The organism is Schaalia vaccimaxillae DSM 15804 (genome assembly GCF_000420425.1).
GTDB lineage: Bacteria > Actinomycetota > Actinomycetes > Actinomycetales > Actinomycetaceae > Pauljensenia > Pauljensenia vaccimaxillae.
This window is the reverse complement of record NZ_ATUX01000011.1, coordinates 40,462-65,492: the sequence shown is the minus strand read 5'-3', so window position 1 is coordinate 65,492 and position 25,031 is coordinate 40,462. Positions and strand designations below refer to the sequence as shown.

Below are 25,031 nucleotides of genomic sequence, written 5' to 3'. Positions count from 1 at the left end.
GGTCTGGGCGCGTGTGGGAAAGGAACCCCCTATGGGGAGATAGCATTTACTCTTCGCGCTGAAAAGACATGGTCGCAGCATAGGTTTTTTCTGACGGCCAACGGCTTGTAACGGCCTTAGCGCGCGTGTAAAAACGCACGCCCTCGGGACCATGTATGTGATGATCCCCCAGCAATGACTCTTTCCACCCTCCAAAGGAGTAGTAGGCCACCGGCGTAGGAATCGGAACATTCACACCAACCATGCCAGCCTCAACATCAAGAGTAAAGCGACGTGCAACACCACCATCGTTGGTGAAGATGGCTGAACCGTTACCAAACTCGGAAGAGTTAACGATCTTGATGGCGTCCTCGTAATTGTCGGCGTGAACAATAGTGAGTACCGGCCCGAAAACCTCTTCCTTGTACAGACGCGATGTCGTAGGAACATTGTCAACAATAGTTGGGCCAACGAAATGACCATTCTCGTGCCCGGGAACTACCAGGCCTCGCCCATCAAGAACAACCTCTCCTCCATCGGCCTCGCCAGCATCAATCAGAGAGATGATGAATTCCTTTGACTTAGCATCGATGACCGGGCCCATTTCGACGCCCTCATCCATGCCATAGCCAACCTTGATCTTCTCTGCGTGTGCTTTGACCCGCTGAGCTAACTCCGGCCCACACCCACCTACGGCAACAACAACGGGGAGGGCCATGCAGCGCTCACCTGCGGCACCAAAGGCTGCGGCAGAAATATGCCCAGCAGCAAAATCTAGATCCGCATCCGGCATCACAATCGCATGGTTATTGGCACCACCCAGTGCCTGCACACGCTTACCGTGGGTCACCCCGGTATCTTGAACAATGTGTGCCACCGGAGTCGAACCTACGAATGAAATGGCGTCGATACCCGGATGTTCCAGGATGCCCGACACGATCGACCGATCCCCTGACACAACGTTGAACACACCGTCAGGCAGGCCAGCTTCCTTGTACAAACGGGCAGTCAGCAAGGCCGCCGAGGGCGTAGCCGAAGCAGGTTTAAGGATGATGGCATTGCCAGTAGCAATAGCAATGGGATGCATCCACATGGGGACCATGGCAGGGAAGTTAAAGGGGCAAATACCTGCAACGACTCCGATAGGTTGACGCAATGTATGAATGTCTACGCCACTGGAGATGTCAAAGCTGTACTCACCTTTGAGTGCCACATTGATCGATGTCGCAAAATCCAAGGTTTCGCGTCCACGCTGAATTTCACCAATGGCGTCGGAGTAGTTCTTCCCATGTTCCTCGACGATCATTCGCGCCATTTCGTCTTGATGATCCAAGATCAGTTGACGCATCTTGAACATCACTTCGGTGCGCTTAGCAAGAGGTGCTTTGGCCCATTCTTTCTGGGCCTCGCGCGCTACCTCAACGGCATGGTCTAAGTCTTGGGCGCTGGCTTGAAGAAGTTCAGCCTGAACCTGTCCAGTGCCGGGGTTTTCGACTGGGAATCGACCAACTGGCGTTCCTTCGTATTCTTTGCCGTTGATCCAGTGGGGAATAGTCTTCATCATTGAATCCTTATCTAAGAGGTCATGAAAGGGCGCGAGGCCAACTGGCTCGCCTGGGTTATCAGTTCAGGTAGTGGCGTTGGGGTGCACGGTCGCAGACATAGTCGCGGTAGGCGGTGGCGGTCGATTCGATCCGTGACACTTGCGATACGGGCACGTCCCACCACGACGACGAGGGCGGATTAGGCCCATACAGGTCCGTTTCGATGTGGATCATGACCGCATGATCTGCAGTCACAGCTTGCTCGTACGCAGCTTTGAATTCTTCAATCGTGCGGACTTCAATTACGTCAATACCCCACGACCTGGCGTTAGCCGCAATATCAACGTCGAGCTTGACCCCATCCTCAGTGTGGTCAGTCCCAGCCCCACCGGCCCGATACCTCGTGCCAAAACGCTGCGATCCGCGCGATTCAGACAGTGCACCAATGGAAGCGAAACCGTAGTTCTGCAAAAGGACATAGATGACTTTGATGTCTTCTTGGGCAACAGTTGCCAGTTCCATCGGCAGCATTTGGTAGGTTCCGTCACCAACAATGGCAACAACTTCGGAATTTGGCAGGGCCATTTTGACGCCCATAGCTGCCGGGATCTCATAGCCCATGCAGGAGAAGGCATATTCCACGTGGTATTGAACGGGGGTCCGGGCCTGCCACAAAGCTTGAAGATCACCAGGCATTGATCCGGCAGCGTTGATGACAACATCCTCGTCGCTCATCAGCTCGTTCAGTGCTCCAAAGATTTCTGTCTGTGCAGGCAAAGGTCCGTGGCCCAAGTGGGTGCATTCGTAGACTTTGGATTCCCATGCCGACTTCTCGGCGGCGACCTCGTCATGGTAGTGGGATGAGACTTGCCAGCCTTCAAGCTCTCGCGTCAGGGCGGTAAGGGTTTCACGCGCGTCAGCCACCAGCATTTCGGCGCCATTCTTTACAGCATCAAATGCTTTGATATTGATATTGATGAAACGTACGTCGGGGTTTTTAAATTGGGTGCGTGATGCAGTGGTGAAATCTGAGTAGCGGGTTCCCACCCCGATGATCAGGTCGGCTTTGTCGGCTAAATGATTGGCTGCGTCCCCACCGGTAGACCCAACTCCTCCAACGGATTGGGGATGATCAAAGTTAATGGCCCCTTTGCCTGCTTGAGTATCGGCAACCGGGATGCCCGTGGCAGCAGCAAATTCGCGTAGCTCTTGCGATGCCTGAGAATAGATGGCTCCACCACCGGCGATCAATAAAGGACGCTTTGCTGATTTGATGAGGCTGACAGCACGATCCAAGCTCGCCTGATCGACGGGAGTCCTGCGCACGTGCCAGACCCGCTTCCTAAACATTTCTTCAGGGAAGTCGAAGGCCTCGGCTTGGACATCTTGAGGCATGGCAATGACGACGGCTCCCGTATCAGCGGGGTCGGTCAGCGTCCGCATAGCCTGCATGAGGCTGGGCAGAAGCTGTTCGGGCCGGTTAATCCGATCAAAGAAGGCCGACACTGAACGGAAGGCATCATTGCAGGTGATGTCCAGTGTCTGAGCATTCTCGATCTGTTGCAGTACCGGGTCTGGGTAGCGGGTGGCGAATTGGTCGGATGGGAAGAGAAGCACTGGTAGTCGGTTAGTGGTGGCCAGGGCAGCTCCAACAACCATATTCAACGATCCTGGACCAATGGAGGCCGTACACATTTTGGTTTGAAGCCGGTTAGTGGCTTTGGCGTATGCGGCGGCCGCATGAACCATTCCCTGCTCGTTACGCGGCATAATGTATGGCATTTCGCCGCCGTCTGGGGTTGGGTCAATTTCGTTTTGCAAAAGGGCCTGGCCAATACCTGCGACGTTGCCATGGCCGAAGATACCGAAAGCTCCGGACACGAGGCGGTGTTCAACACCGTCCATCTCGGAGTATTGGTTGATAAGGAATCGAATGGTTGCTTGGGCGACGGTCAGTTTGATCGTGGACATGGGGGCTCTGTTCTGAATCGTGTTCCTGGTTGGGATTGCGGGCGACGAGGGCGAGTCTGTTTCTTCAGTTCATCGGCGTCATTGGTAGGCGTGGGTCAACGTCTTGGTCTTCCCATGTTTGGCGCACCCACGTGTGGTGGGGGTCGTCTGTCATGAGCCAGACGGCATCTTCTGCGGGGCCTGCCATAACGTTGAGGTAGTAGAGGTCGTAGCCGGGGGCGGCAACGGTGGGTCCGTGGTAACCGTGCGGCATGGTGATGATGTCGCCGTCGTGAACTTCGGTGCACACATCGATATCGTGTCCTGGCGACGGATAGATGCGTTGTAGAGCAAAACCGGGGACGTCGTCAGCACCCGGCCGAATCTCGTAATAGTAGATCTCTTCAAGGATGCGTTCGATGTCGCTGTGTTCGTCGTGCTTGTGGGGCGGGTAGGACGACCAGTTGCCGCCCGGTGTCAGAACCTCACAGGCCAGCAGGTGGCTGGTTTCTACGGCGTTACCCAGCGCGTAGTTGTTGACTTGGCGCGAGGCCGGGCCTGCTCCGCGCAGGCCGGTACCAACTTCACTGCGTGGACAGTAACGCACCGGAAGGTCAGCTGTGGCCACTGCTGAGGGCAGGGCGAAGCGGCCACCCTCGGCAGATTGGATGGAAATGTCGGTACGCCGCGGAACATACAGGTAGTCGGTGATGTCGGTAAATACCGATTCACGTCCATTGATTTGGTGGCTGTCTACGCCAATGGTGACAACGCATCCACCAGTCAGCGGTAGGACGAGGAATTCCGCTTCACCGCCGGAGATATCGATATGTTGTCCCGCTTCGAGGACGAGTACGCGTAAGCCTGACCAGTCCCATCCAGCTTGTTCGGGGCTGAGGTCAACCGTGTAGGAACCGTGTCCGCTAGCTCCGGCTCGGATGGTGTATTTCTCGTCATTCATAGCAGTTCCACCGCTCTGTCGACTGCACCGGCAACATCGTCGTCGGCTGGATATAGAAGGGATCGTCCAATCACGAGACCTCGGACGTTTGGAAGTTCCAACGCTCGAGCCCATGAAGCTCTCGCATCGTCTGCATCATCGGATACTTCACCGCCAAGGATGAGGCTGGGTAACGTGGTTGCGCTCATAACGCGTTCCATGTTGTCAACGCAGGGAAGTTTGAGCCAGGTGCGCGCTGATGTCGATCCAAGTCCTTGAGCAATGGCGATGGACTTCATGACCGCATCTGGCGTCAGGTCATTGGTGACTGTTGAGCCGGATCGAGTGGAAATGAAAGGCTCTACCATTGCACCTAGGTTTCGGTCCGCTAGGTCGTCCACAGCTGCTCCCACCGATTCGAGGAGGTCTGCTGTAGCAGGGTCTGAATAGTCAATGCGCACTAGCATTTTGCCGCCGTCTAGGCCCGACGCTTCGATTCCTTCAGCGTTGTAGCCGGTGAATCGGTCGTCGATTTCAAAGGTGGCTCCTTGAAGCCCACCGCGGTTCATGGAGCCCCAGACGTTTTTACCGTCGAGGGCACCTAAAAGGGCGAGGTCCTCAATTAGGTCTGCTGTTCCAAGGAATCCTGTGACGCCGGGTCTATCCAAAGCTGTGACGATACGACCTAGAAGATCTTCGCGGTTAGCCATTGCGCAGGGGCGTCGTCCAGCTCCCAGGGCTCCGCGAGCTGGATGGTCACAGGCAATAACCATATGTTTGGCGCAATTATCCGAGGGGTCAACCTTAGGTCGGGGTCTGGCTGCAAGAGCTTGCCCGATACGTTCGGGTTCGGTGGCACGGATGTGGCTGAGTTCTTCGATGAGGCCCATGATCACAGGCTTTCGACGATAGGGGCGGTATTGGGATGTTGGGCTATTAGCTGATGGACTTCGTTTTCCGTGGGCATAGCCGTGGAGCATTCGAGGCGGGTGGCAACGATGGCGCCTGCTGTGGAAGCAAATTGGATAATTCGCCCCAGGTCCCATCCTTGGAGGATGCCGTGGCAGAACGAGCCACCAAAGGAGTCTCCGGCTCCAAGACCGTTATAGGTTTGGACGGGGGTGACGGGAACGATAATGCGTTCTTCTGCTGTTTTTGCCAGGGTTCCCAGGGGGCCTTGTTTAACGACGGCTATTTCAACGCCACGTTCCAACAGCGCGTCGGCGGCGCGGTCCGGGTCCGTCTCTCCAACCGCGATCCGACATTCTTCCTTGTTGCCGATGGCGATTGTCGTGGCCTCAAGGGCTCGGTCGACTTCGATGTGTGCGCTTTCCTCGTTAGTCCAGAACATGGGGCGGTAGTCGAGGTCGAGGATGGTCAGCCCGCCTGCTCGGTCTGCGATGGCCTTGTGATGGGTTGATCGTGAAGGCTCTTCAGATAGGCCGGTGACCGATAGCCAGAGGATTTTGGCGTTGCGTACGGCCCGGGTGGGTACGTCTTCGGGGCTGATTTGCAGGTCGGGGGCGCTTGGCTGTCGGTAGAAGTAGAGGGGGAAGTCGTCAGGCGGGAAGATCTCGCAGAAGGTGACAGGCGTGTTCAGTTCAGAGTTGACGACAACGTACTGATCATCAACTCCCAGGCGACGCATCTCTTTGCGAACGTAGCGACCAAATGGATCGTTGCCGACTCCGGTCAGAATGGCGCAGTCGTGTCCCATTCGAGCCGCGGCCACGGCCACGTTCATTGGAGAACCGCCCAGAAACTTGCCGAAGGAGCACACATCTTCTAGGCCAACTCCGATGTCCAGCGGATAAATGTCAACTCCGCTGCGGCCAATAGTTAGCAGATCGAGATTCTTCGTTGAATCCATGGGGCTTCTCCACTTTTCCATGAAGGATTTGGGGTATTGGATTTCAATAATGTTTGCAGTAGACGAAGGCATTGTCAATCTTTGTGCATACAAATAGAATGTCAGGTGACAGAATCTTGTCTCCATCGGCTAGGAGCGCAACATGCCCACCCCATCAAATCTCGAAGTCCCCTTTGCTCCGAACATCAGCCTGGACCGCGAAAGCACAGTTCCTCTTTACAATCAGATTGCCGAACCGCTCGGGCAGATGATTACAACTGGTGCTTTGTTGCCCGGACAATTAATCGAAGACGAAGTTTCCATGGCGAATCGCCTTGAGGTATCTCGGCCCACCGCACGGCGAGCTCTTCAAGACCTTGTATCACGCGGGCTGCTCACCCGACGTCGGGGAGCTGGAACACGTGTAACCCCCACCCATGTTCGCCGCCCGCTGTCCTTAACATCCCTCAACGAAGACCTACTTAAAGCTGGTTTTACGCCGACAACTGAGGTGGTCTCTTACTCCGTCAAGCTTGCTGATGAAGAAGCTGCCTCACACTTGAGCTGCGCCCCTGGAACCGAAGTGATCCACATTGTGCGGCGACGTCTGGTTGACGACCAACCATTGGCTTTGATGACCAACGTTCTAGCTGCCGCACATGCACCGCGCCTAACTGACCTCAATTCGAAAGGCCTGTATGCCTGTCTTGCGGAGAAAGGAATTCGACCGGTTTCTGCTCACCAGGAGATTGGCGCGCGGATTCTACGACCCAGCGAAGCAGAGCCAATGGCTATGCGAGTTGGAGATCCAGTCCTGACAATGACGCGTACTGCATACGATTCAGAGGGCACCGTCATCGAATATGGCACGCACATTTACAACGCTGAACTGTACTCTTTCAGGTTGACCTTGACCGACGGGAATGCCACCAACTAAGTCGCCAACCTTCCCAACACACCCCCGCCCCACCCCCGAGGGACGCCCAAAAGTTTCACGAGGGACGCACAAGATTGCCAGTGGCTATCTCTGTGCGTCCCTCGGCGCAGTTTTGGGCGTCCCTCGCAGGCAATGAAAGAGCTAACGAGGACGAGTAACGTCAGTTCCTTGGCGCCGTCACCACAGTGGGAACGCCCTCGGGCACCTCTACCGACAGCTCACCATCACCGAAAGACACGCTGCCCTTTGCGATCGACACCCGCGACCAATCAAACCCTTCAGGCAGGTTGGCTACGGTCTTCGATGTCTCATCGACAAACACAGCAACATGATCATCATGAGCAATCGCCCTGGCCCAACCTGGGGACGACACCTCACGCTCAATGACCTGCCCCGCCACCAACTCAGGCTTATGGGGGCCCATAAACTCAGCCAACCCAGCCAAAGCCGCCAACTGCTCAGTGGGTAGAGAGCCATCAGCTTTGGGGCCCACATCAAGCAGTAGGCGCCCACCCTTAGTCACCACATTGATCAGGTGGCGCACCGCATCGGGACCCGACAAATACTGCTCCGGCCCCTCGTTGCGGTTGTACCCAAAGGACAAACCGACTCCGCGGCAGTTCTCCCACATGGCAGCGTCCTCGGCTGCACCAAAATGTTGGTACTCACTGGTCAGGAAGTCTGAATGGACACCGCCGTAGCGGTCATTCGTTACCCCCTCGGGACACACCTGATAGAAGTGATCCATCAGTCGACCCAAGCCGAACTCACCGAAGTTCTTACCCTCATCCGGCCAGTTAATGTCATTCCAATACACATCGGGCCGGTAGCGGTCAATCAGGTCCTTCGAGTGGACAAAAACGTAACGCGCGTACTCCGCATCCTTGGGACGGTACAGATCGTTGCACTCCTCATCAGCCATGATGGGCGGGAAAGGACGGTAGTGCCAGTCCAGGCCACCCGAATAGTACAAGCCGACATGAAGGCCAGCCGCCCTCGTCGAATCGCAGAACTCTTCGACGATATTGCGCCGTGGCCCCCGCCGAACGGTATTGCGATTGCCGGTCTCTGGGGCATCCCACAAAGCGATGCCGTCGTGGTGCTTGGTTGTCAGCACCGCATAATCGGCACCCGCATTCTTAAAAAGGTTCGTCCAGTCATCAGGATTCCACTCCGACGCATCCCACATATCCAAGAAGGAGTCGTAGTCCAGGGACCCGTAAATATCTCGGTGGCGTCGCTGGGCAGGCGACCCTTCGATGCGGATCGTGTTGTAGTACCACTCGGCATAGGAGTTATGGGTGAACCAGGCAGCCCAATCCGCTTCTGTACCGAGCTCACCATGGTCCTCAGCCCACGCCGGCACAGAATAAGCACCCCAGTGAATGAAGAATCCCAGGGGCGTGTCCTTGTACCACTGCGGGGTCGGACGTTTGATGTCAACCCAGTCGGTTGCCGAGTAGGTCAGGTTCTTCGGTGTAAATTCCATGTTAGCGACCTCCAAATGCGCCGAGGGCGACGCCCTTCTCCAGTTGTTTCTGGAGGAAGACGACGATGAGGAATGAGGGAATAGTTGTCATGGCGACGGCTGCCATCATTGGACCCCAGTCGGTGCCGCGTTCACCTGAGAACATCTGCAGGCCCAGTGGGATTGTCGCCATCGACTGATCGTTGATCACGATGAGAGGCCATAGGAATGTCGACCAGTAGTCGATGAAGGCGAAGACTCCGACCACAAGGATCGGCGCTTTGAGTAGCGGAAGCAGGATCTGGGTCATGATGCGCCAGTCATTGCATCCGTCAATCCGGGCGGCCTCCTCGAACTCCAAGGGCAGCTGCATGAGGAATTGCCGAATGAGGAACGCTCCGAAAGCTCCGAATGCGAAAGGCACGATCAGCGAGAAATACGAGTTTGTCAGACCAAGCTTGTTCAAACCTAAGAACAATGGAATAACCAAAACCTCTTGGGGTAGCACGAGGGTACCGATGAACAGCAAGAAGAGATGATCGCGGAACTTGAAACGTAACCTGGCAAAAGCGTAGGCGGACAGCAGCGACACAAGCATTGCCAGGAGCGACCCGCTTACCGAAACGATGATCGAGTTCAGGATGACACGGGCGAAAGGAATCGACGACAGGGCGGATGGGTAGTTTGACCACTCCAGCCGCGAACCCACCAGCGAAGAACCTGCGGAAAAGACTTCGGATGTTGGCTTCAAAGAGGTAACGAGCATCCAGAAGAAGGGGAAGAGGAAAAGGATCGCCAGGATTGTCAAGCATACAGAGCTAACAATCGTAAAGGTTTTCTTTCGCGTGGACCGACGCGCGAGCTTGGTGTCAGGCATCGTAATTCACCCACCTCTTCTGTTGGCTGAACTGCAGTGCGGTCAGGACCATAACGATCACGAAAAGTACCCACGCCAGAGCTGATGCGTAACCCAGCTTGTCGAAGGCAAAACCGTTGCGGTAGAGAGCCAAGACCATGGTGTTAGTGGCTTCGCCCGGTCCGCCCATAGTCAGGAAGTAAGGCTGAGCGAAGACCTTGAAGGCTCCGATGACGGTCATGATTGTGCAGAAAAAGACCGTTGGGGAAATCATTGGGAAAACAACCTTGAAGAACTTCTGCCAGGCGTTGACACCGTCGATTTCAGCAGCTTCTAGAACCGATGTATTGACACCGTTGAGCCCCGCCGTCAGGACCACAATGTTGTATCCCAAACCCTGCCACAGCGACATCACAAGGAGTGATCCCATCGCCAGAGCAGGTTCATTGAGGAAAGAAATGGGGCCGATACCAATTTTGTCGAGCCACGAATTAACGACGCCTTGATCAGAGAGCAGAAGGCGCCAAATCAATGCGTTACCGGCCATCGGGGTGACGACCGGAATGAAGAAAATGACTCGGAGGACTCGTGACCAGAATTCGGGAATCTGCTGAAGCCAATAGCTTAGGCCTGTGGAGATTACAAGGTTGAGGATTGTGTAGGAGAACGCAAAGACGACCGTGTTGCGCATGATCGTCGAGAAAGCCGGGTCTTCGCCGCTGAGCATCCGCTGGAAGTTACCGAGCCCAACGAAGGTTGCTCCTCCGTAAAGGGACCAGTCAAAGAAGCTAATGATGAACGATGCGATAAGCGGGATGATGATGAAGCAGAGGAAGCCCAACATCCCGGGGGCCAGGTAGATCGATGCTCTCAGACCGTCACCACGTCCGACCCGGGCGGCGGAGCCGGCATTCTTGTCGGCTCCGCGCGCTTGATGGGTGGGTTTGGTGGCGACCTCGTGGGTTGTCACTGAGGTGCTCACGTGTCGTCCGTCCGTTCGTGGAAAAGAAAGTCAGCCTGCCGAACCCTCAATTGAGGTGAGGATGTCTTCGGCTGTGCGGGTTCCGCGGAAGCCTTCAGGGCTGTACTGGATGAACGAGGTCGAAATCTGGTTCCACTCAGTGGTGGTCACCAGCGGAGTACCGTTTGCCAGCATGGCTTCAATAGCTGCCACCGAATCCGCAGGCTTACCCTCAGCCCACTGGTCGATGACCGAATCAATCGAAGGAACGGTGCCACGGGTAGCAGCAACCTTACCGACAACCTCCGGTGTCACCAGCTGCATAAGGACCTTAAAAGCCGCGTCCTTGTCTGGACAACTTTCGGCGATACCAAATCCGGATCCCTGGACGACGCCCTGAGCTTTGCCATCCGGTGTGGGAATGACTGCGACGCCAAGATTTTCACCAAGTTCTGCTTCGAAAGTCGAGTACATCCAGGGACCATCGAAAAGCATGGCGGCAGTACCCGAAGTGAAGGCACCCTGGGAAGGACCATCACCATCGGCTGCGTTGGGGGCTTGAGCAACCTTTTCTTTGCCGATGAGATCGAAAGCGAATTGGACGCCCTCGACGACCTTAGGATCGGTCATCGTGGGCTTACCGTCTGCGGACACGGCGCCACCGAAGGAGTAGGCGAAGACGCCGGGGGCGTTATCCATGAAAGAGGGCTTGACGGCCAGGCCCCACTTACCGTCCTTGGTCAGAGCCTTGGCGTCAGAAAGGAACTGGTTGGTTGTGTAATCGGTACCCGGTTCTGTCAGCCCTGCTTCCTTAAATAGCGCGCGATTGTAGTAAAGGACATCCGGTTCAGCATCATACGGTAAAGCAACGACCTTACCGTCGATAGTCATACCCGTCATCATGGCTTCGTTGTAGGTCGAGGCTTCGATACCGTTAGCCTTCATCAGATCATCCAAAGGGGTGAGGATTCCCCGAAGTTCTTGGGCTCGCGCCGCCTGCGTCGTCAAGATGCATGGTGCGTCATCCGCCATCATGCGGGTTTTAACCTTCGTGAAGTAGTCGGTGAAGGCCGGGCCGTCGAAGGTTAATTCGAATTCGGGGTTGACCTCTTTGGCGGCGTCAACGAATGCCTGCCACTGCTGGCGGTCAGATTCTGCGGACACCCACGCGTACATCTGGGTGGTGCGTGCCGATGCCTCGCCGGAGTCGGATTCAGCGCCCGATCCGCCGGAGCATGCTGCGAGGGCGACCATTGGAAGGATCGCTGTAGCGACGATGGCCGCTTTCTTGAAATTGCGCATTGATTCAGCCTCATTCCTGAAATGGACGGGCACCAACCCAAAAGGTCGGAGCCTATGTACGGGTGTAAGCTCGGCACGGTTGCTTCGACACACCGGAGTGCCGACCAATCGAAAACACCTGACATTGTTGCCACGTTTCATCTTTGAATATGACAAAGCAAACAGTATCAGGACAATGTCAATGGAACAACGCTTTTATGCTTCAAGCTTTTCTCGAAGGAGCAAAAAGGCTGAATTTCCAATGAAATACCACTCATAGTCAACAAAATTACGACCTGATAACAAGTAGATTTCAGAGGAAAACAACCTCCCCTAACCTCTCACCCTGACATAACAAAGGAGCGATCATCATGGAAATCACCATCGGCACCAGCAAGGTACGTGCAGCCATCCAGCTGCAGGCAGCCATGGTCACAGCGACTTTTGAAGCCGATACCAACCACGCTTTCACCCCCACCTACACCGCTCAATGGGATGGTTTTGCTGAGGTACCTTTGCTCGACAAACTGCGCGGGGACTTCCTGTGCGTTCCCTTCGGCGCAGCCCCCGCGAGTGCCGAAGATCTCCCCAAAGAGTGGCGTGAAGGCTACACAGGCCCGGGTCAGTGGGCGCACGGATACTCCGCTAATGGCACATGGACGGTAGTCAGCCAAAGTGAAAACGAAGCCGTCCTCGCCCTCGACTATGCAGATTCAGCTGTTGCTCGTGTGGAGAGACGCGTCACCTGCGTCGAGGGCGCCGTGGAGTTTGTCGATGCCATCATTATGCGCGAAGACGCCCGCCTACCACTCGGCTTGCATCCGATCCTACGTCTGCCCGAAAGCACCGGAGGTGCGCAGTTAAGGATGCCCGAGGTTGACAGCTACCACGTGCTGCCCGTCGATTCGGGAACGACCAAGTTGGAAATTGGAGCCCAGTTTTCAGACCTGAGCGCCGCTCCCCTATCCGGCGGAGGAACGGTTGATCTGACGCGCCTGCCTTTGGCTGATGACGTGGATGAGATTGTCCTTGCGGCCAATCCGAAGCAGGGAGTTGTGTCTTTGGATAATGAAGACGAGGGATACCGCGTCGCCGTTGAATGGGAGCGGGAGTATTTGAGCTCTGTGTTGCTGTGGTTCTCGAACCGTGGGCGCAAGTTTGAGCCTTGGGGCGGCACCAATGTGTGCCTGGGTATTGAACCTGTGACTTCGGCATTTGACTTCGGCGTGGGCGTTTCAGCCAGCGAGAATCCGCTGTCTGACGCTGGTGTGGCCACGGCCGTAGACCTCAAGGCCGGCCAGCGGTACGAGATTAAGCATCGGCTTGTCGGGTCGCTGCTCTAAGTCCCGGCCCCCTTTGCTTGCCCCCGAAGGACGCCCATCTTTCTCTCGAGGGACGCACAAAAGTCTGCCGAAGGACGCACAAAACCCCCGCGAAGGACGCACAAGTTCAGTCCTGCACCCATTGGGGTATCGGCTCTATACAGGTTCACCCGCAAAATTAGACACAGTCGTTGGTTTTGGCGATTCACAAGCCAAGCAAGATTAAAAGCAACTTCGGTCTGACCTGTATAAATACAAATAGCGCTTTCAGCCTTGTCAAACGACTGTGTCTATTTTTGTGGGTCATAAAGACCAGCCTGCCCGTTTTAAGGCAGCCACGATCTTCTCCAACAACAGATCGGGCTCCTGGCCTCCGGAATCGGAGGTCAAGAGCCCGATTGTCAGTGACTCAATTTCAGAGCTATCACCTTATTTGGATCATCAGCTCTGACTGAGTGGCGTACACCGGTCAGTCACGTAGGCGACGCCGCAGAGCAACAGCACCTAGACCAACAGCGGAGAGAAGGAAGGAAACGAGCAGCACAGCCGAAGCATTTGCACCGGTTACTGCCAAGCCCTTTCCTTTACCCTTGCCCGACTTGCCAGCCTTACCGGACTGTCCCTTGCTGTCGGACTTATCCGCCTTATCAGACTTGTCCAGCTTGTCATCGGAGGCAGCTGGATCATCTGCACGCACCACCTGAAGGTCGACCTTTGCAGTCAAACCACTTTCCGGCTGAACCAGACGAATCTCGTGAGCACCAAGCTCGGCGTTCTCAGGAATCGTGAAGGTGAAAACCACGCCTCCCTTGCCGTCAGCCTGGGCGCTTCCAATCGTGACAGGATCAGAATGGAAAGTCGCATCAATCTGCTTGTCCGCGACAAAACCGGAGCCAGTGATCGTGATCTTCTGACCATGGACCACAACCTCGTCATCAACGACAACGGCCGGCTGGTATGTGACATCGGAGTCATCGCCAGGCTTGTCACTGTCATCGTCATCTACCGGCGGAACAACCGGCTCGGTCTTCTTCTCCACAACCTTGACGGTCGCGGTGTGCGAGTAGAACATCCCTTCGGAGTCAGCCAGCACTGTGACACGAACAGTTCCAGGCTTTGACGCCGTCAGAATGCCGTCAGCGGTCACCGTCGCCCCAGCGCTGTTTTCCTCGTTGAGAGCAACACGGTAGGTGTAGGCCACCTTGTTACCCGAAGGAGTCAGCTCAGCGTTCAGGCGAACACCCTTCTGAGCGTCCTCAACCAAGATCTCCTGGTCAGCAAAGTCGACGAGGAAATCGTTGATTGTCACGTCACCGTCGGTCACGGCTCCGTTACGAACGATCACCGGGAAGGTTGCGGACTTCTCAGTGCCGTCAGCAGCAACAGTTGCGGTGATCTGGGCGACGCCCTCAGCAACCGGAGTGACAGTACCCTGCGCATCAACAACGGCAATCTTGGGATCAGACGACGTGTAGGTCACCTTGACCGCAGGATCAGACAGGTCGTAGAAGGAATCATCGTTGCGTGTAGCAGACAGGTTCGCGTGGATCGCGTTGCCCTTGACCGCGGTGTTGAGTGCAACGCCGTCGGGAACGACTGCAACAACTCCGATAGCAGGGGTCAGCGAGCCGGTCAGCTCGAAGGAGCTAGCCAGGGCGGTGTCCTTTGCCGAGGACGGGCCCACCCAGATCTGCCAAGTGCCATTCTCGTAGGTCTTGCGCGCGTTGTCAGTATCCCAGAACCACAGGTCGGAGGCCTTGACCTTGAGCTCGACCTTTTCAGTGGCACCAGCTGCAATGTTGACCTTCTTGAAGGCCTTGAGCTGGGAGTCAGGGCGATACGGGTCTGCCGCCGACGGCGAGGACACGTAGAGCTGGACAACCTCAGCGCCATCAACATCGGAGGTGTTGGTGACATCAACTGTTGCGGTTAGCTCACCATTGACATCAACCGAGGTCGACGCCAGTGCAAGGTTGGAGTACTCGAAGGTCGAGTAGGACAGGCCGAAGCCGAAGGGGTAGGTCACGTCGCCAGTGAAGTACTGGTAGCTGCGGCCCAGAAGCCCGTCGGTCGGGGTCATGGTGTAGTTGCGAGGATCGGCCAGCTGGTCGATATCGCTGTACTGGGTGAACGGCAGCTTGGCTGACGGGTTGGCCTGGCCGAAGAGCACGCGGCCAACGGTGTCGCCCTGGTACATGCCGTTGTAGGTGGTCCACACGAGGCCGGCCACTGAGTCCTTGAAGGATTCGACGTCGATCTGGCTAATGGCTTGGATCCATGCAACGGTGTTCGGGTTCATTTCCGACACGGTGTTGATGAGTTTGTCCTGGCCACGAGGCAGGTCGATGTTATCCCGGTCTTCGTCCTCGGAGGAGTCGGAGGGGTTGCCTTCGATGAGCGGGTAGGTAGAGTTGTTGCCCGCGATGGTGCCAACATAGGCGACGACAGCGTCAGCATTCTCGATGGTTTGCTGTTCTTCTTCGCTCAGCAGAGGCACGAAGGAGTCGTTCTCGTAGGTGAAGAAGATGGTCTGCTCGCCGGTGGGACCGGTGTAGTCGGTGGAGGCGGTGCTACCGAGTGCTTCAACGGAGCCAATGGCTTCAGCGTTCTTGGCGCCGATTCGAATATCGAAGCGGCCTTCTTCGAGGGTGGTGTCGGCGCCCTGCTGGACGACCTCGACGTGGGCGGTGCCTTCGGGCACGTTGGTGGTCACGGAGAACCATCCGCCCCAGGCTCCCTGGGTGACGAGGCGATCGGTGATGGGCCACCACGGCTGGATGGACCGCCATCCGGAGTAGCTTTCGTTGCGCAGGATTGTTTCGGGGGCGACACGGCCGAGCTCATTACCGGCAGCGTCGAGGAAGCGCACCGCGGCGGGCGAGCCTTCGACACTCGCACCGATCTGAGGCTTGCGCTTGTTCTCCAGGCCGCTCTTGTTCATCCCAGGAATGTAGGTGACCTTGGCGTTGGGGTTCGCAGCGGCAACAGCCTTTTCGATTCCCTGGAGGGCGTTCGAACGCTCAGCGATGGCGCTGGGCGAGTAGTCACCGTGCACCTCAGTGGTGGCAAGCGGTCCTACAACGACGACGCTGTCGGTCTTGGTGGCGTCGAAGGGGAGCAGCTTGCTGCCCGTTTCCATCTGCTCGTTGCGCAGCAGGACGGCGGCCTCGTCGCTCATCTGGCGGGATGTGGCGAGATGGTCGTCTGCCGAGATCTCGGAGTCGAGGGTGTAGTTGTCCCATGGCGTGGCACCTGCTCCGTCGAATTCACCTGTGCGCATGCGGATGGTGAAGGTTCGGACGAGGGAGGCTTCCATGTCGGCCTCGGTGACGTTGCCTTCTTGGAAGGAGGTCTCGAGGTACTTGGGGTAGTCACCATCCATGCAGTCCAGGTCGACGCCTGTCTTGAGGGTCCATGCGACGGCCTGCGGTGCGGTCAGCGGTGTGCCGTCGGGGCCCCAGTTGTGGTTCTGAGGCTGCCAGACGTCGCGGACGGCGTCGCAGTCTGAGGTGACGGTGCCGTTGAAGCCGAAGGTGCGGCGGGCGAGCGTTTCAACGTATTCCTTCGAGGCCGACACGGGGGTTCCGTTGACGGCGTTGTAGGAGGTCATGAGGGAGCCAGCTCCGTGCTTGCCGACGAGGTCGGCAAAGGCGGGCGTGTAGTACTCGCGCAGTTCAGCCTCGGTGAGGTTTGAAGAACCGGTGTGACGGTTGGTTTCCGAGCTGTTAGCCAGGTAGTGCTTGGGGGTTGCTGCGGTCTTGAGGTAGGTTTCGTGATCTCCTTGCAGACCGTCGACGAACTGGCCGCCGATGACGGAGGTCAGGAAGGGGTCTTCACCGTAGGTCTCTTCTGCTCGGCCCCAACGGGGATCTTTGAGCATATTGATGGTGGGCGACCAGTAGGTCAGGCCTTTATGCGCGGCGGCGACACCTGCTGATTCAAAATTGTGCATGGCACGTGCTTCGTCTGACGCTGCTGACGCCATGGCTTTGACGAGGTCAGGGTTCCACGTGGCAGCGATTCCTAGACCCGTGGGGAACTCCGTTGCTTCGCCACCGTTGTTGAGGCCTTTATTGCTTTCGTCGGCGCGAGCGATGCCGTGAAGCGCTTCGTTCCAGTAGTTGTATGCAGGAACTCCAAGCCGATCAATTGCAGGCGCAATCGTCGAGTTCTGCTGGCGTTCTGCGCGGAATTGTTCGATCTTTTCGGCTCGCGTCATACGTGACACGAGGTCGGCTGCACGGACCTCGAAGGGGAGAGCTGTGTTCTTGTAGGCGGGCAGCTCGGAGGCTGCATTGATGGCGCCTGGCGTATTCGTTTCCGCCGCAAGTACGGCGGGTGTGGTCAGGGCAAACGTCAGGAGTACAGCGCCAGATACGGCCGCTGCACGGGTTCGCCGTCGACTACGAGTGGACTTCATCGTCATTCGCTTTCAGTCGCTGTGCATTGGAATCGAGCTCGTTTTTCGACAGTGAAATCGGGCTCATGGGGAGGGTAGCGATGCATACGCCATCCCATAAATTAGTTTTGTTTTGAACGTCAACTAATTTAGTTGCAAGCCCAGAACACGCTTCAAATGTCCGTCAACGACTTTACGAGTAAGCATTTTCCCCTAACTTCTCTTCCCGAGGGACGCCCATCTTTCTCACGAGGGACGCCCAAGTTCAGAGTCGGGTCCCCTCGATCCTTGGCTCTCTACAGGTTTACCCGCAAAAATAGACACAGTCGTCGACTTTGGCGACCCTCAAGCCAAGCAAGAAAAAGAGCGACTTCAGCCTGACCTGCACAAATAAAAATAGGGCTTTCAGCCTTATCAAACGACTGTGTCTATTTTTGCGGGTAAGGGCCAGAAACCACTGAGTCCCGCTCTTTCAGAGTCAGCAATATGTCTGAGAACCGGAATCCACACCACTATCAACACAAATGCCCCCATCTGGCTGAGCCAGATGGGGGCATTCGGAGTCAGTCAAGCCGACGGCTAACCTTTCGAAGCACGAGACTTGTTGATCTGGTCGAAGGTGACCGCCAGCAGCAACACCAGACCCTTAATGGCCTGTTGCCAAGCTGAGTCGACAGACATAATCGACAGACCCATGTTGAGCACACCCATGAAGAGAGCACCGATGATCGTACCGGAGATTCGACCGACGCCACCCCACACTGCTGCACCACCAATGAAGCACGCCGCGATGATATCGAGCTCGTAGTTCTGGCCGGCTGCCGAAACCGCCGCCCCAGCGCGTGATGTTGTCACGATGGCACCAATTGCCGAAAGCAACCCCATGTTGACGAACATCCAGAAATTCACGGAGCGGACCGAAATACCAGACAGACGCGCAGCTTCTCGGTTACCACCAACTGCGTAGATGTACCGACCAAAGGTCGTCTTGGTCAGGACAAACTGGTAGATCAACACCAGAACGCCGCAAATGACGAGGACAAAGGGCAAACCAATCGTGGCACCAGACAGGATGAAAGCGAAGAAGACGATGAATCCTGCGATCACTGCCGACTTGGCCAGCGCCAACCACATGGGCTCAGGTTCTAGACCATGCTTAATCAGGGCGCGACGCGAACGGAACTGCGAGAACACGAAAATCGCGGCCAAAACCAGTCCGATAACCAGTGTGAAAACATCATAGACACCCGCAAACCCGAGCGGCCCGAGGATGCCACCGTTAGAAATTTTAACGAAACCAGAGGGCAGCGACGCGATGGTCCCAGGAACGATGACAATTGCCAGACCTCGGAAGAGCAGCATGCCTGCCAACGTCACAATGAAGCCTGGAATACCCACGAAGGCCACCCAGAATCCCTGCCAGGCCCCCACTACACCACCAATAGCCAAGGCCAGGAGAACAGCGAGCGGCCACGGCATATTCCATTGAGTCATCGCGATGCCAAGAACACCACCGATGAATGCGATGAGCGAGCCAACGGACAGGTCAATGTGTCCCGCAACAATAATCATTAGCATACCCAGCGCCATAATGATCACGTACGCATTCTGTTGAATGAGCGAGGCAACGTTATCGGGGCGAAGCAGACGTCCCTGAGTCATGACTTGGAAGAAGATCACGACAACAACCAGTGCCAGCATGATGCCGTATTGACCGAAGTCAATACGCTTCATCCACGATGATTTCCCTGCGGGCTTCTTCTCGCCTGCGGCAATTTCTTGAGTACTCACTGCAGGTCTCTCCTTCAGTTCTCTTGCATCATGTAGGACATCAGCACTTCCTGCGTGGCTTCCGCTCTGGGAACCTCGCCTGTGATGTGTCCGAAGCTGAGTGTGTAAATGCGGTCACATAGACCAAGAAGCTCCACGAGCTCCGAAGAGATGACGACGACGGCTTTGCCTTGGTCAGCTAGCTCGTTAATGAGCTGATAGATCTCATATTTGGCACCAACGTCAATGCCTCGCGTCGGTTCATCAAGGATCAAAACATCAGGTTCAGTGAGCAACCACTTTGCCAGAACAACCTTCTGCTGGTTACCACCCGATAGGGTTCCAACCGGGATGTCTACGGACTTGGCTTTGGTGCGCATTTTCTTGCGCTGATCCTCGGCGAGTTCGTACTCGGTGATCTCCGAGATAACACCACCCTTGGTGATGCGTTTCATCGACGCAGCCGTCATGTTGTGCTTGATTGGGCCGATGAGATTGAGTCCGTAGCGTTTGCGGTCTTCGGATGCGTAGGCGAGGCCAGCGTCAATCGCCGCGCGAACCGAGTTGAGTTCGACCTTTTTTCCCTTGAGATAGAGGTCTCCATGTTCGTAGGTGCCCCAAGACTTTCCGAAGAGGCTCATGGCAAGTTCGGTCCGTCCAGCACCCATTAGACCCGCGATACCAACGATTTCCCCCGAACGAACATTGAAGCTGACATCATGCAAGGCTCGCCTGCCGGTAACGGGACTGGTGACAGCCCAGTTTTCGACGCGCATGACTTCTTCTCCGATGTGGGACTCATGCTCGGGGAAGCGATTGTCCATCGAGCGTCCGACCATGTCTTTGATCAGCAGATTTTCGGTGATCTCAAGGTCGCCGTGCATCTCATGAGTGACAATAGTTTGACCATCACGAATGACGGTGACGCGGTCGGCAATCTGACGAATCTCAGAGAGTTTGTGGCTGATAATGACGCAGGAAATTCCTGATTCTTTCAGCCCCACAATAAGGTCAAGGAGTTGCTGGGAGTCATCGTCGTTAAGTGCCGCAGTGGGTTCATCCAGGATGAGGACGCGCACGTCCTTTCCTAGTGCTTTGGCAATTTCAACGAGCTGCTGCTTGCCAACACCAATGTTGGAGACAATTGTGTTTGGATTTTCATCCAGGCCAACCTTGTCCATGAGGGCTTTGGCCTGTGCATTCGTCTCGTGCCAGTCAATGACACCGTGCTTCTTACGTTCGTTCCCGAGGAAGATGTTTTCTGCGATTGACAGGTAGGGGCTCAGCGCGAGCTCCTGCTGGATGACGACGATGCCGTCTTTTTCAGACTCCTTGACGTTCTTGTAGGTGGCTTCTTTGCCGTCGAGGACGATTCTGCCGGTATATGAGCCGTGCGGGTGAACGCCCGAGAGGACTTTCATCAGAGTCGATTTGCCTGCACCGTTTTCACCGCAGATTGCGTGAATTTCGTTCTCTCGGATGTCGAAGGTGACGTCTGAGAGGGCTTTGACGCCTGGGAATGTCTTCGTAATCGAGTCCATCTCAAGGATGACCCGGGGTTGCGCTTGCTGTGCCATCTAGCACCCCTTCTCGAATGATCGGCCTTCGGGTTGGGGCGCCCATAACTGGGCGCCCCAACCCTGTGGTCACTGGAAGATGTCAGAGACCGAGGTCGGCTGCGGTGTAGTAGCCGGAATCGATGAGAACCTTCTGGTAGGTATCAGCGGTGACCGTCTCAGGGGTCAGCAAGTAGGTCGGGACAACCTTACGACCGTTGTCATAGGTCTCGGTGTCATTGATCTCGGGTTCCTCACCCTTAACGACCTGGTCAACCATCTTGGCAACCTGATCACCAAGCTTTTCCGTATTCTTAAAGACACACATTGACTGCTTGCCTGCAAGGAGATTCTTGACGTTGGCTGCGTCGCAGTCCTGGCCGGTCAGGACTGGGTAGGCATCGCCAGGTGTGTAACCGGCGCCCTCGAGAGCCTGGGCGATACCCAGCGCGAGGGAGTCGTTCGGGGAGAGGATGATGTCGACCTTTTCACCGTCGGTGTAGAAGGAGTTCAGACGGTTTTCCATTTCGGACTGTGCGTCGGCGGAGTCCCAGCCGAGGATGCCGATGGACTGCCACTCTTCATTGCTCTTGGGAGCCTTTCCCGAGCGAACCTCGAGGGTGCCGTCTTGAACGAGGGGCTGCAGAACGTCCCACGCACCGGAGAAGAAGTATCGGGCGTTGTTGTCGTCGGGAGATCCAGCAAAGGGTTCGAGGTAGATAGGAGCTTTGAGGTCACCAATCTTTTCCTTGATGAACTCACCCTGGATCTGGCCAACCTTGTAGTTGTCGAAGGTGACGTAGTAGTCGACTGCGTCGGTTTCGTTGAGAAGACGGTCGTATGCGATGACCGGAATCTTCTGCGCAGCAGCCTTGCTCAGGACCGGATCAAGTGCGGTACCGTCAATCGAGGCGACAACGAGGACGTCCGCGCCCTGGGTGATCATGTTTTCGATCTGGGTGATCTGCTGATCGACCTTGTTGTCCGCGTACTGGAGGGAGGTCTGGTATCCGGCGTCCTTGAGGAGGCTTTCGAGGTGGGAGCCGTCGCGATTCCAGCGCTCGAGGGACTTGGTCGGCATTGCGATGCCGACGAGGGTGTCCGAAGTGGAGGCGGTGGATCCAGATTCAGCTGAACCGGTGTCGACCGTGCGCTCCGATGAGCAGGCTGTCAGGCCTGCAGCGGCCAGCGCAAAGGCGGACGCGCCGACGATGAATTTCGTGGTCTTCATATTTTTCTCCTGGCTTCGTTGCCATTGCCGTTTGGAACTGCAGTGTTCCTGTCGACATATTGCGGACTGCTTTGCGCTCAGCCGCGGCTGAGCGCATCGCGTTCGTTCTGAAACGGATTCAGATATGTGGTCTCCGGCACTGCCGGACACTTGATTAAATCACATCAATGAACAAAATGGGAGCCAAACTTGTCTATGAGGTTTAAAAATACACACGCCCATACCTTTGCGACTTTCTTTTGCGACGAATTCATCGATCCCAGATCGGCTGATCAAAGCTATGCCTACTAACGTTAGTTTGACCATGTAAAACCGGTTTTCCCAAAGCTTCGAGCCTCATCGAAACATGGGTAAACGCACGGTGTTGACATTGAGATCGACACCCATTGCTGGTGCCGTAATCGTTACCAATGAGCAACTTAATCTGGCCGAAGGAAGAAGGAAAAGACTCAGAGCTATAACCTTGCCTTGGGATAGGCTCGGGCCATGCCCTCAGACAGTTCCCCTCGGCACAGGTCCGGTAGGCGCAAGGCTGCCAGCCAAGCCGACGTCCGACAGCAGAACCTGGCGTTGCTCGCAGAGATCATCTTCTCGTCCGATTCTCCTCCAAGCCGAGCGGGTCTAGCCGCCCAGACTGGACTGGGCAGAGCAACAGTGTCACGGCTCGTCCAAGAACTGATCATGGGAGGCATTGTTTGTGAAAAAGAACCCGAGGACACCGCCACTCGAGGACGCCCTGGCACTCCCCTCGCCCCAGCAGAACGAACAATCGCAGGCATCGGCCTCGAAATAAACGTCGATTTCGTTGCCGGGCGTGCAATCGACCTCGCCGGAACAACTCTGGGTGAATTTCGACTGGATGGCCTGGACTCCGTTGCCAATTCTGTGCAGGCGCTTCGGTTACTTGGCGATTCGGCGGCGGCAATGGTGTCAAGTCTGATTGCCACAGGCGTGAAATTTGTAGGTGCAACACTGTCGATACCTGGACTGGTCAACGCAGCAGACGGAGAACTTCTCATCGCACCCAATTTGGGTTGGAGTTCTTTCAGCCCCATTGACGCCCTCGGTCAACGCTGGGCAGCCTTAGAGATTCCGATTTCAACCCGTAATGACGCGGATATGCAGAGTTTAACTGGTGTGTACAGCCGCCCCGGAAAAGCTCAAGAGAACGACTCTTTCCTTTATATCGCTGGCGATATTGGCATCGGCGGCGCCCTCGTCGTCAATGGTCGGCCAACGCGAGGAGACCACGGGTGGGCTGGCGAGATCGGCCATGTAACAGTAGATCCCACTGGACCTAAATGCTCGTGCGGATCTCAGGGCTGTCTAGAAGCTTTTGCCGGACAGTCGGCTGTGCTTGCGGCCTCCGGTCTAACTCCAACCTCAACATCGAGCGACCTGGTCGCATTACTTGCGCAAAAAGACGAAAAAGCGCTAGCCGTGGCAGAGCGCGCAGGGTGGGCTCTCGCGCTGGCGATTTCCGACGTCGTCAATATCCTCGACATCTCGCGAGTTGTCTTCGGCACATCGCTAGGTGCAATTCTGCCCTGGCTTCTACCTCACATCGAAAAGGATTTGTCCAAGCGGGTTATTGGTTTCGCTAACCGAGGGATCGAATTAGTCCGGGGTCCAAATATCAGTTCTCCTGCATGTACAGGCGGAGCATTTGAAATGCTCCACTCGATAATTTCAGATCCAGCAACATGGCTCGATAGGCAAGGGGATCTTTATTCATGATCCACACAGTTTTCATCTCCAGATCGGGGGAGTAGCATGAAATCTTCCAAACGACCAACGATGGTTGATGTCGCACAAAGCGCGAAGGTGAGTTTGAAAACTGTGTCGCGCGTCGTCAACGGTGTCGAGTCAGTCGACCCTGAACTTGTCCGACGAGTACAACAGGCGATTGACGATCTGGGCTACCAGCGCAACCTCATTGCTGCCGACCTTCGAGCACATTCATCTTCTAAACTCATCGGTTTCATCTCGACGGATCTAGCCAACCCGTTCTACGGAACAGTCGCAGCCGCGATTGATGAGGTCGCCCGCATTCGCGGGTACCAGTTAATCACTACGGGTTCAAACGAAAGCCCGCTCAATGAACGCAATATTGCTTTAGACCTATGTCGCCGCCAAGTCGCCGGGCTTGTCATTGTGCCAACAGGACAAGATCAGTCTTATTTAGAACCGGAGATTCGTCGCGGTTTGGGAGTCGTGTTCGTCGACAGACCTGGCACTGGGATTGAAGCTGACTGTGTCCTGGTTGATAACTACTCCCTGGGACGACGTATGGCATCCATTGTCTTGTCACACGGACATCGTCGTATCGGCATCCTTGTGGGTTCGAAGTCGTTGTACACCCATCACGAAAGGCTGCGCGGCATCGTCGACGGTCTGCGCGATGCCGGTATCGAACCGGCATCCGAGCTGTTTGTTTCTGATGTCAATGAACCCCAGGGGGCCGAGGGCGGAGCCCGACGCCTACTTTCGCTGGCCGAGCCGCCAACAGCCCTTCTCTGCACAAACAACCGCTTGTCGCTGGGATGTTTGACTGCAATGTGTTTCATGAATCGTCGTGTTGAGTTGGTGGCCTTTGATGATGCTGAATACTCTGAAATTCTCCCTTTTCCGATCACATGTATCGCTCAAGATCCTCACGCAATCGGCAAGGCTGCGGCTGAGCGCATCTTTGCTCGTCTCGATGGATCTAGTGAAGCTGTCCAGTCAATCGTGATCCCGACACAGGTCCTTGTTCGTGGAGGTAACTGGAACCTCGGCAGTTGAAGGTTTTAGACCCAACAGTTTCAGTTCCATATCTGAGTCGGGTTACAGCCCGTAGAAGTGGATTTTAATATAAGTTCCTAGACAACGCTGTCTTTAAATCAGAATAATTTTTGATAACAGTTTGACAACCTAAATGAGACATCGTTGTCTTTTATGGTTAAACCAACTACTGTCATGCAGCGAACGTTGGTTCCAAACATGTCA

Annotated in this window: 17 protein-coding genes; 4 read left to right on the top strand and 13 right to left on the bottom strand. The window is 55.8% G+C overall.

Going from position 1 to position 25,031, the window contains the following annotated elements; genetic code table 11:
- Window positions 1-46: 46 nt before the first annotated feature.
- From G439_RS0109720 to iolC, 5 genes are all read right to left on the bottom strand, one after another.
- Window positions 47-1,540 (bottom strand): CoA-acylating methylmalonate-semialdehyde dehydrogenase, encoded by a 1,494-nt coding sequence (locus G439_RS0109720; protein ID WP_022868994.1) that lies wholly within the window; start codon window positions 1,538-1,540, stop codon window positions 47-49.
- A gap of 61 nt (window positions 1,541-1,601) precedes the next feature.
- On the bottom strand, window positions 1,602-3,494 hold the full coding sequence (gene iolD / locus G439_RS0109715) for a 3D-(3,5/4)-trihydroxycyclohexane-1,2-dione acylhydrolase (decyclizing) (protein WP_022868993.1): 1,893 nt from the start codon (window positions 3,492-3,494) through the stop codon (window positions 1,602-1,604).
- Between the two features lie 64 nt (window positions 3,495-3,558).
- Window positions 3,559-4,434: a 5-deoxy-glucuronate isomerase gene (iolB, locus tag G439_RS0109710; protein ID WP_022868992.1), complete on the bottom strand. Its 876-nt coding sequence runs from the start codon at window positions 4,432-4,434 to the stop codon at window positions 3,559-3,561.
- A complete protein-coding gene (locus G439_RS0109705; protein ID WP_026459599.1) occupies window positions 4,431-5,303 on the bottom strand; it encodes a Cgl0159 family (beta/alpha)8-fold protein in 873 nt (290 codons plus the stop codon). The genes iolB and G439_RS0109705 overlap by 4 nt, the downstream gene beginning before the upstream one ends.
- A 2-nt stretch (window positions 5,304-5,305) precedes the next feature.
- Window positions 5,306-6,304 (bottom strand): 5-dehydro-2-deoxygluconokinase, encoded by a 999-nt coding sequence (iolC, locus tag G439_RS0109700; protein ID WP_207382284.1) that lies wholly within the window; start codon window positions 6,302-6,304, stop codon window positions 5,306-5,308.
- Window positions 6,305-6,425: 121 nt separating this feature from the next.
- Here iolC and G439_RS0109695 point away from each other — a divergent pair, with 121 nt between their 5' ends.
- Window positions 6,426-7,199: a GntR family transcriptional regulator gene (locus tag G439_RS0109695; RefSeq protein WP_022868989.1), complete on the top strand. Its 774-nt coding sequence runs from the start codon at window positions 6,426-6,428 to the stop codon at window positions 7,197-7,199.
- 160 nt (window positions 7,200-7,359) lie between these two features.
- On the opposite strand, the gene G439_RS0109690 is transcribed toward G439_RS0109695, so the two are convergent.
- Genes G439_RS0109690 through G439_RS0109675 form a run of 4 tightly spaced genes read right to left on the bottom strand, consistent with a single transcriptional unit; the run spans window position 7,360 to window position 11,786 of the window.
- The gene (locus G439_RS0109690) at window positions 7,360-8,688 is read right to left on the bottom strand and encodes an alpha-L-fucosidase (protein WP_022868988.1); all 1,329 of its coding nucleotides are present in this window, start codon (window positions 8,686-8,688) and stop codon (window positions 7,360-7,362) included.
- Between the two features lies 1 nt (window position 8,689).
- Window positions 8,690-9,544 carry a carbohydrate ABC transporter permease gene (locus tag G439_RS0109685; protein ID WP_022868987.1) on the bottom strand — a complete coding sequence of 285 codons (855 nt, stop codon included), beginning with the start codon at window positions 9,542-9,544 and terminating at the stop codon, window positions 8,690-8,692.
- Window positions 9,537-10,505 (bottom strand): carbohydrate ABC transporter permease, encoded by a 969-nt coding sequence (locus G439_RS0109680; protein ID WP_243442576.1) that lies wholly within the window; start codon window positions 10,503-10,505, stop codon window positions 9,537-9,539. Before G439_RS0109680 ends, G439_RS0109685 begins: the two co-directional genes overlap by 8 nt.
- Window positions 10,506-10,535: 30 nt before the next feature.
- Window positions 10,536-11,786, bottom strand: a complete 1,251-nt coding sequence (locus G439_RS0109675; protein WP_022868985.1) for an ABC transporter substrate-binding protein — start codon at window positions 11,784-11,786, stop codon at window positions 10,536-10,538.
- A gap of 350 nt (window positions 11,787-12,136) precedes the next feature.
- Here G439_RS0109675 and G439_RS0109670 point away from each other — a divergent pair, with 350 nt between their 5' ends.
- Window positions 12,137-13,108, top strand: coding sequence for an aldose epimerase family protein (locus G439_RS0109670; protein WP_022868984.1), 972 nt, complete (start codon window positions 12,137-12,139; stop codon window positions 13,106-13,108).
- A 448-nt stretch (window positions 13,109-13,556) separates the two neighbouring features.
- Here G439_RS0109670 and G439_RS12270 read toward each other — a convergent pair whose 3' ends face one another.
- From G439_RS12270 to chvE, 4 genes are all read right to left on the bottom strand, one after another.
- Window positions 13,557-17,513, bottom strand: coding sequence for a glycoside hydrolase family 3 N-terminal domain-containing protein (locus G439_RS12270; protein ID WP_022868983.1), 3,957 nt, complete (start codon window positions 17,511-17,513; stop codon window positions 13,557-13,559).
- Window positions 17,514-18,065: 552 nt separating this feature from the next.
- Window positions 18,066-19,277, bottom strand: a complete 1,212-nt coding sequence (gene mmsB / locus G439_RS0109660) for a multiple monosaccharide ABC transporter permease (protein ID WP_022868982.1) — start codon at window positions 19,275-19,277, stop codon at window positions 18,066-18,068.
- Between the two features lie 14 nt (window positions 19,278-19,291).
- Window positions 19,292-20,833, bottom strand: coding sequence for a sugar ABC transporter ATP-binding protein (locus G439_RS0109655; protein ID WP_022868981.1), 1,542 nt, complete (start codon window positions 20,831-20,833; stop codon window positions 19,292-19,294).
- A gap of 82 nt (window positions 20,834-20,915) precedes the next feature.
- On the bottom strand, window positions 20,916-22,043 hold the full coding sequence (chvE, locus tag G439_RS0109650) for a multiple monosaccharide ABC transporter substrate-binding protein (protein WP_022868980.1): 1,128 nt from the start codon (window positions 22,041-22,043) through the stop codon (window positions 20,916-20,918).
- A 486-nt stretch (window positions 22,044-22,529) separates the two neighbouring features.
- Between chvE and G439_RS11860 the strand changes: the two genes are divergently transcribed.
- Together G439_RS11860 and G439_RS0109640 are read left to right on the top strand one after the other, a co-directional pair.
- The gene (locus tag G439_RS11860; protein ID WP_022868979.1) at window positions 22,530-23,780 is read left to right on the top strand and encodes an ROK family protein; all 1,251 of its coding nucleotides are present in this window, start codon (window positions 22,530-22,532) and stop codon (window positions 23,778-23,780) included.
- Between the two features lie 36 nt (window positions 23,781-23,816).
- Entirely contained in the window at window positions 23,817-24,827 is a 1,011-nt protein-coding gene (locus tag G439_RS0109640) for a LacI family DNA-binding transcriptional regulator (RefSeq protein ID WP_022868978.1), read from the top strand.
- Window positions 24,828-25,031: the final 204 nt, after the last annotated feature.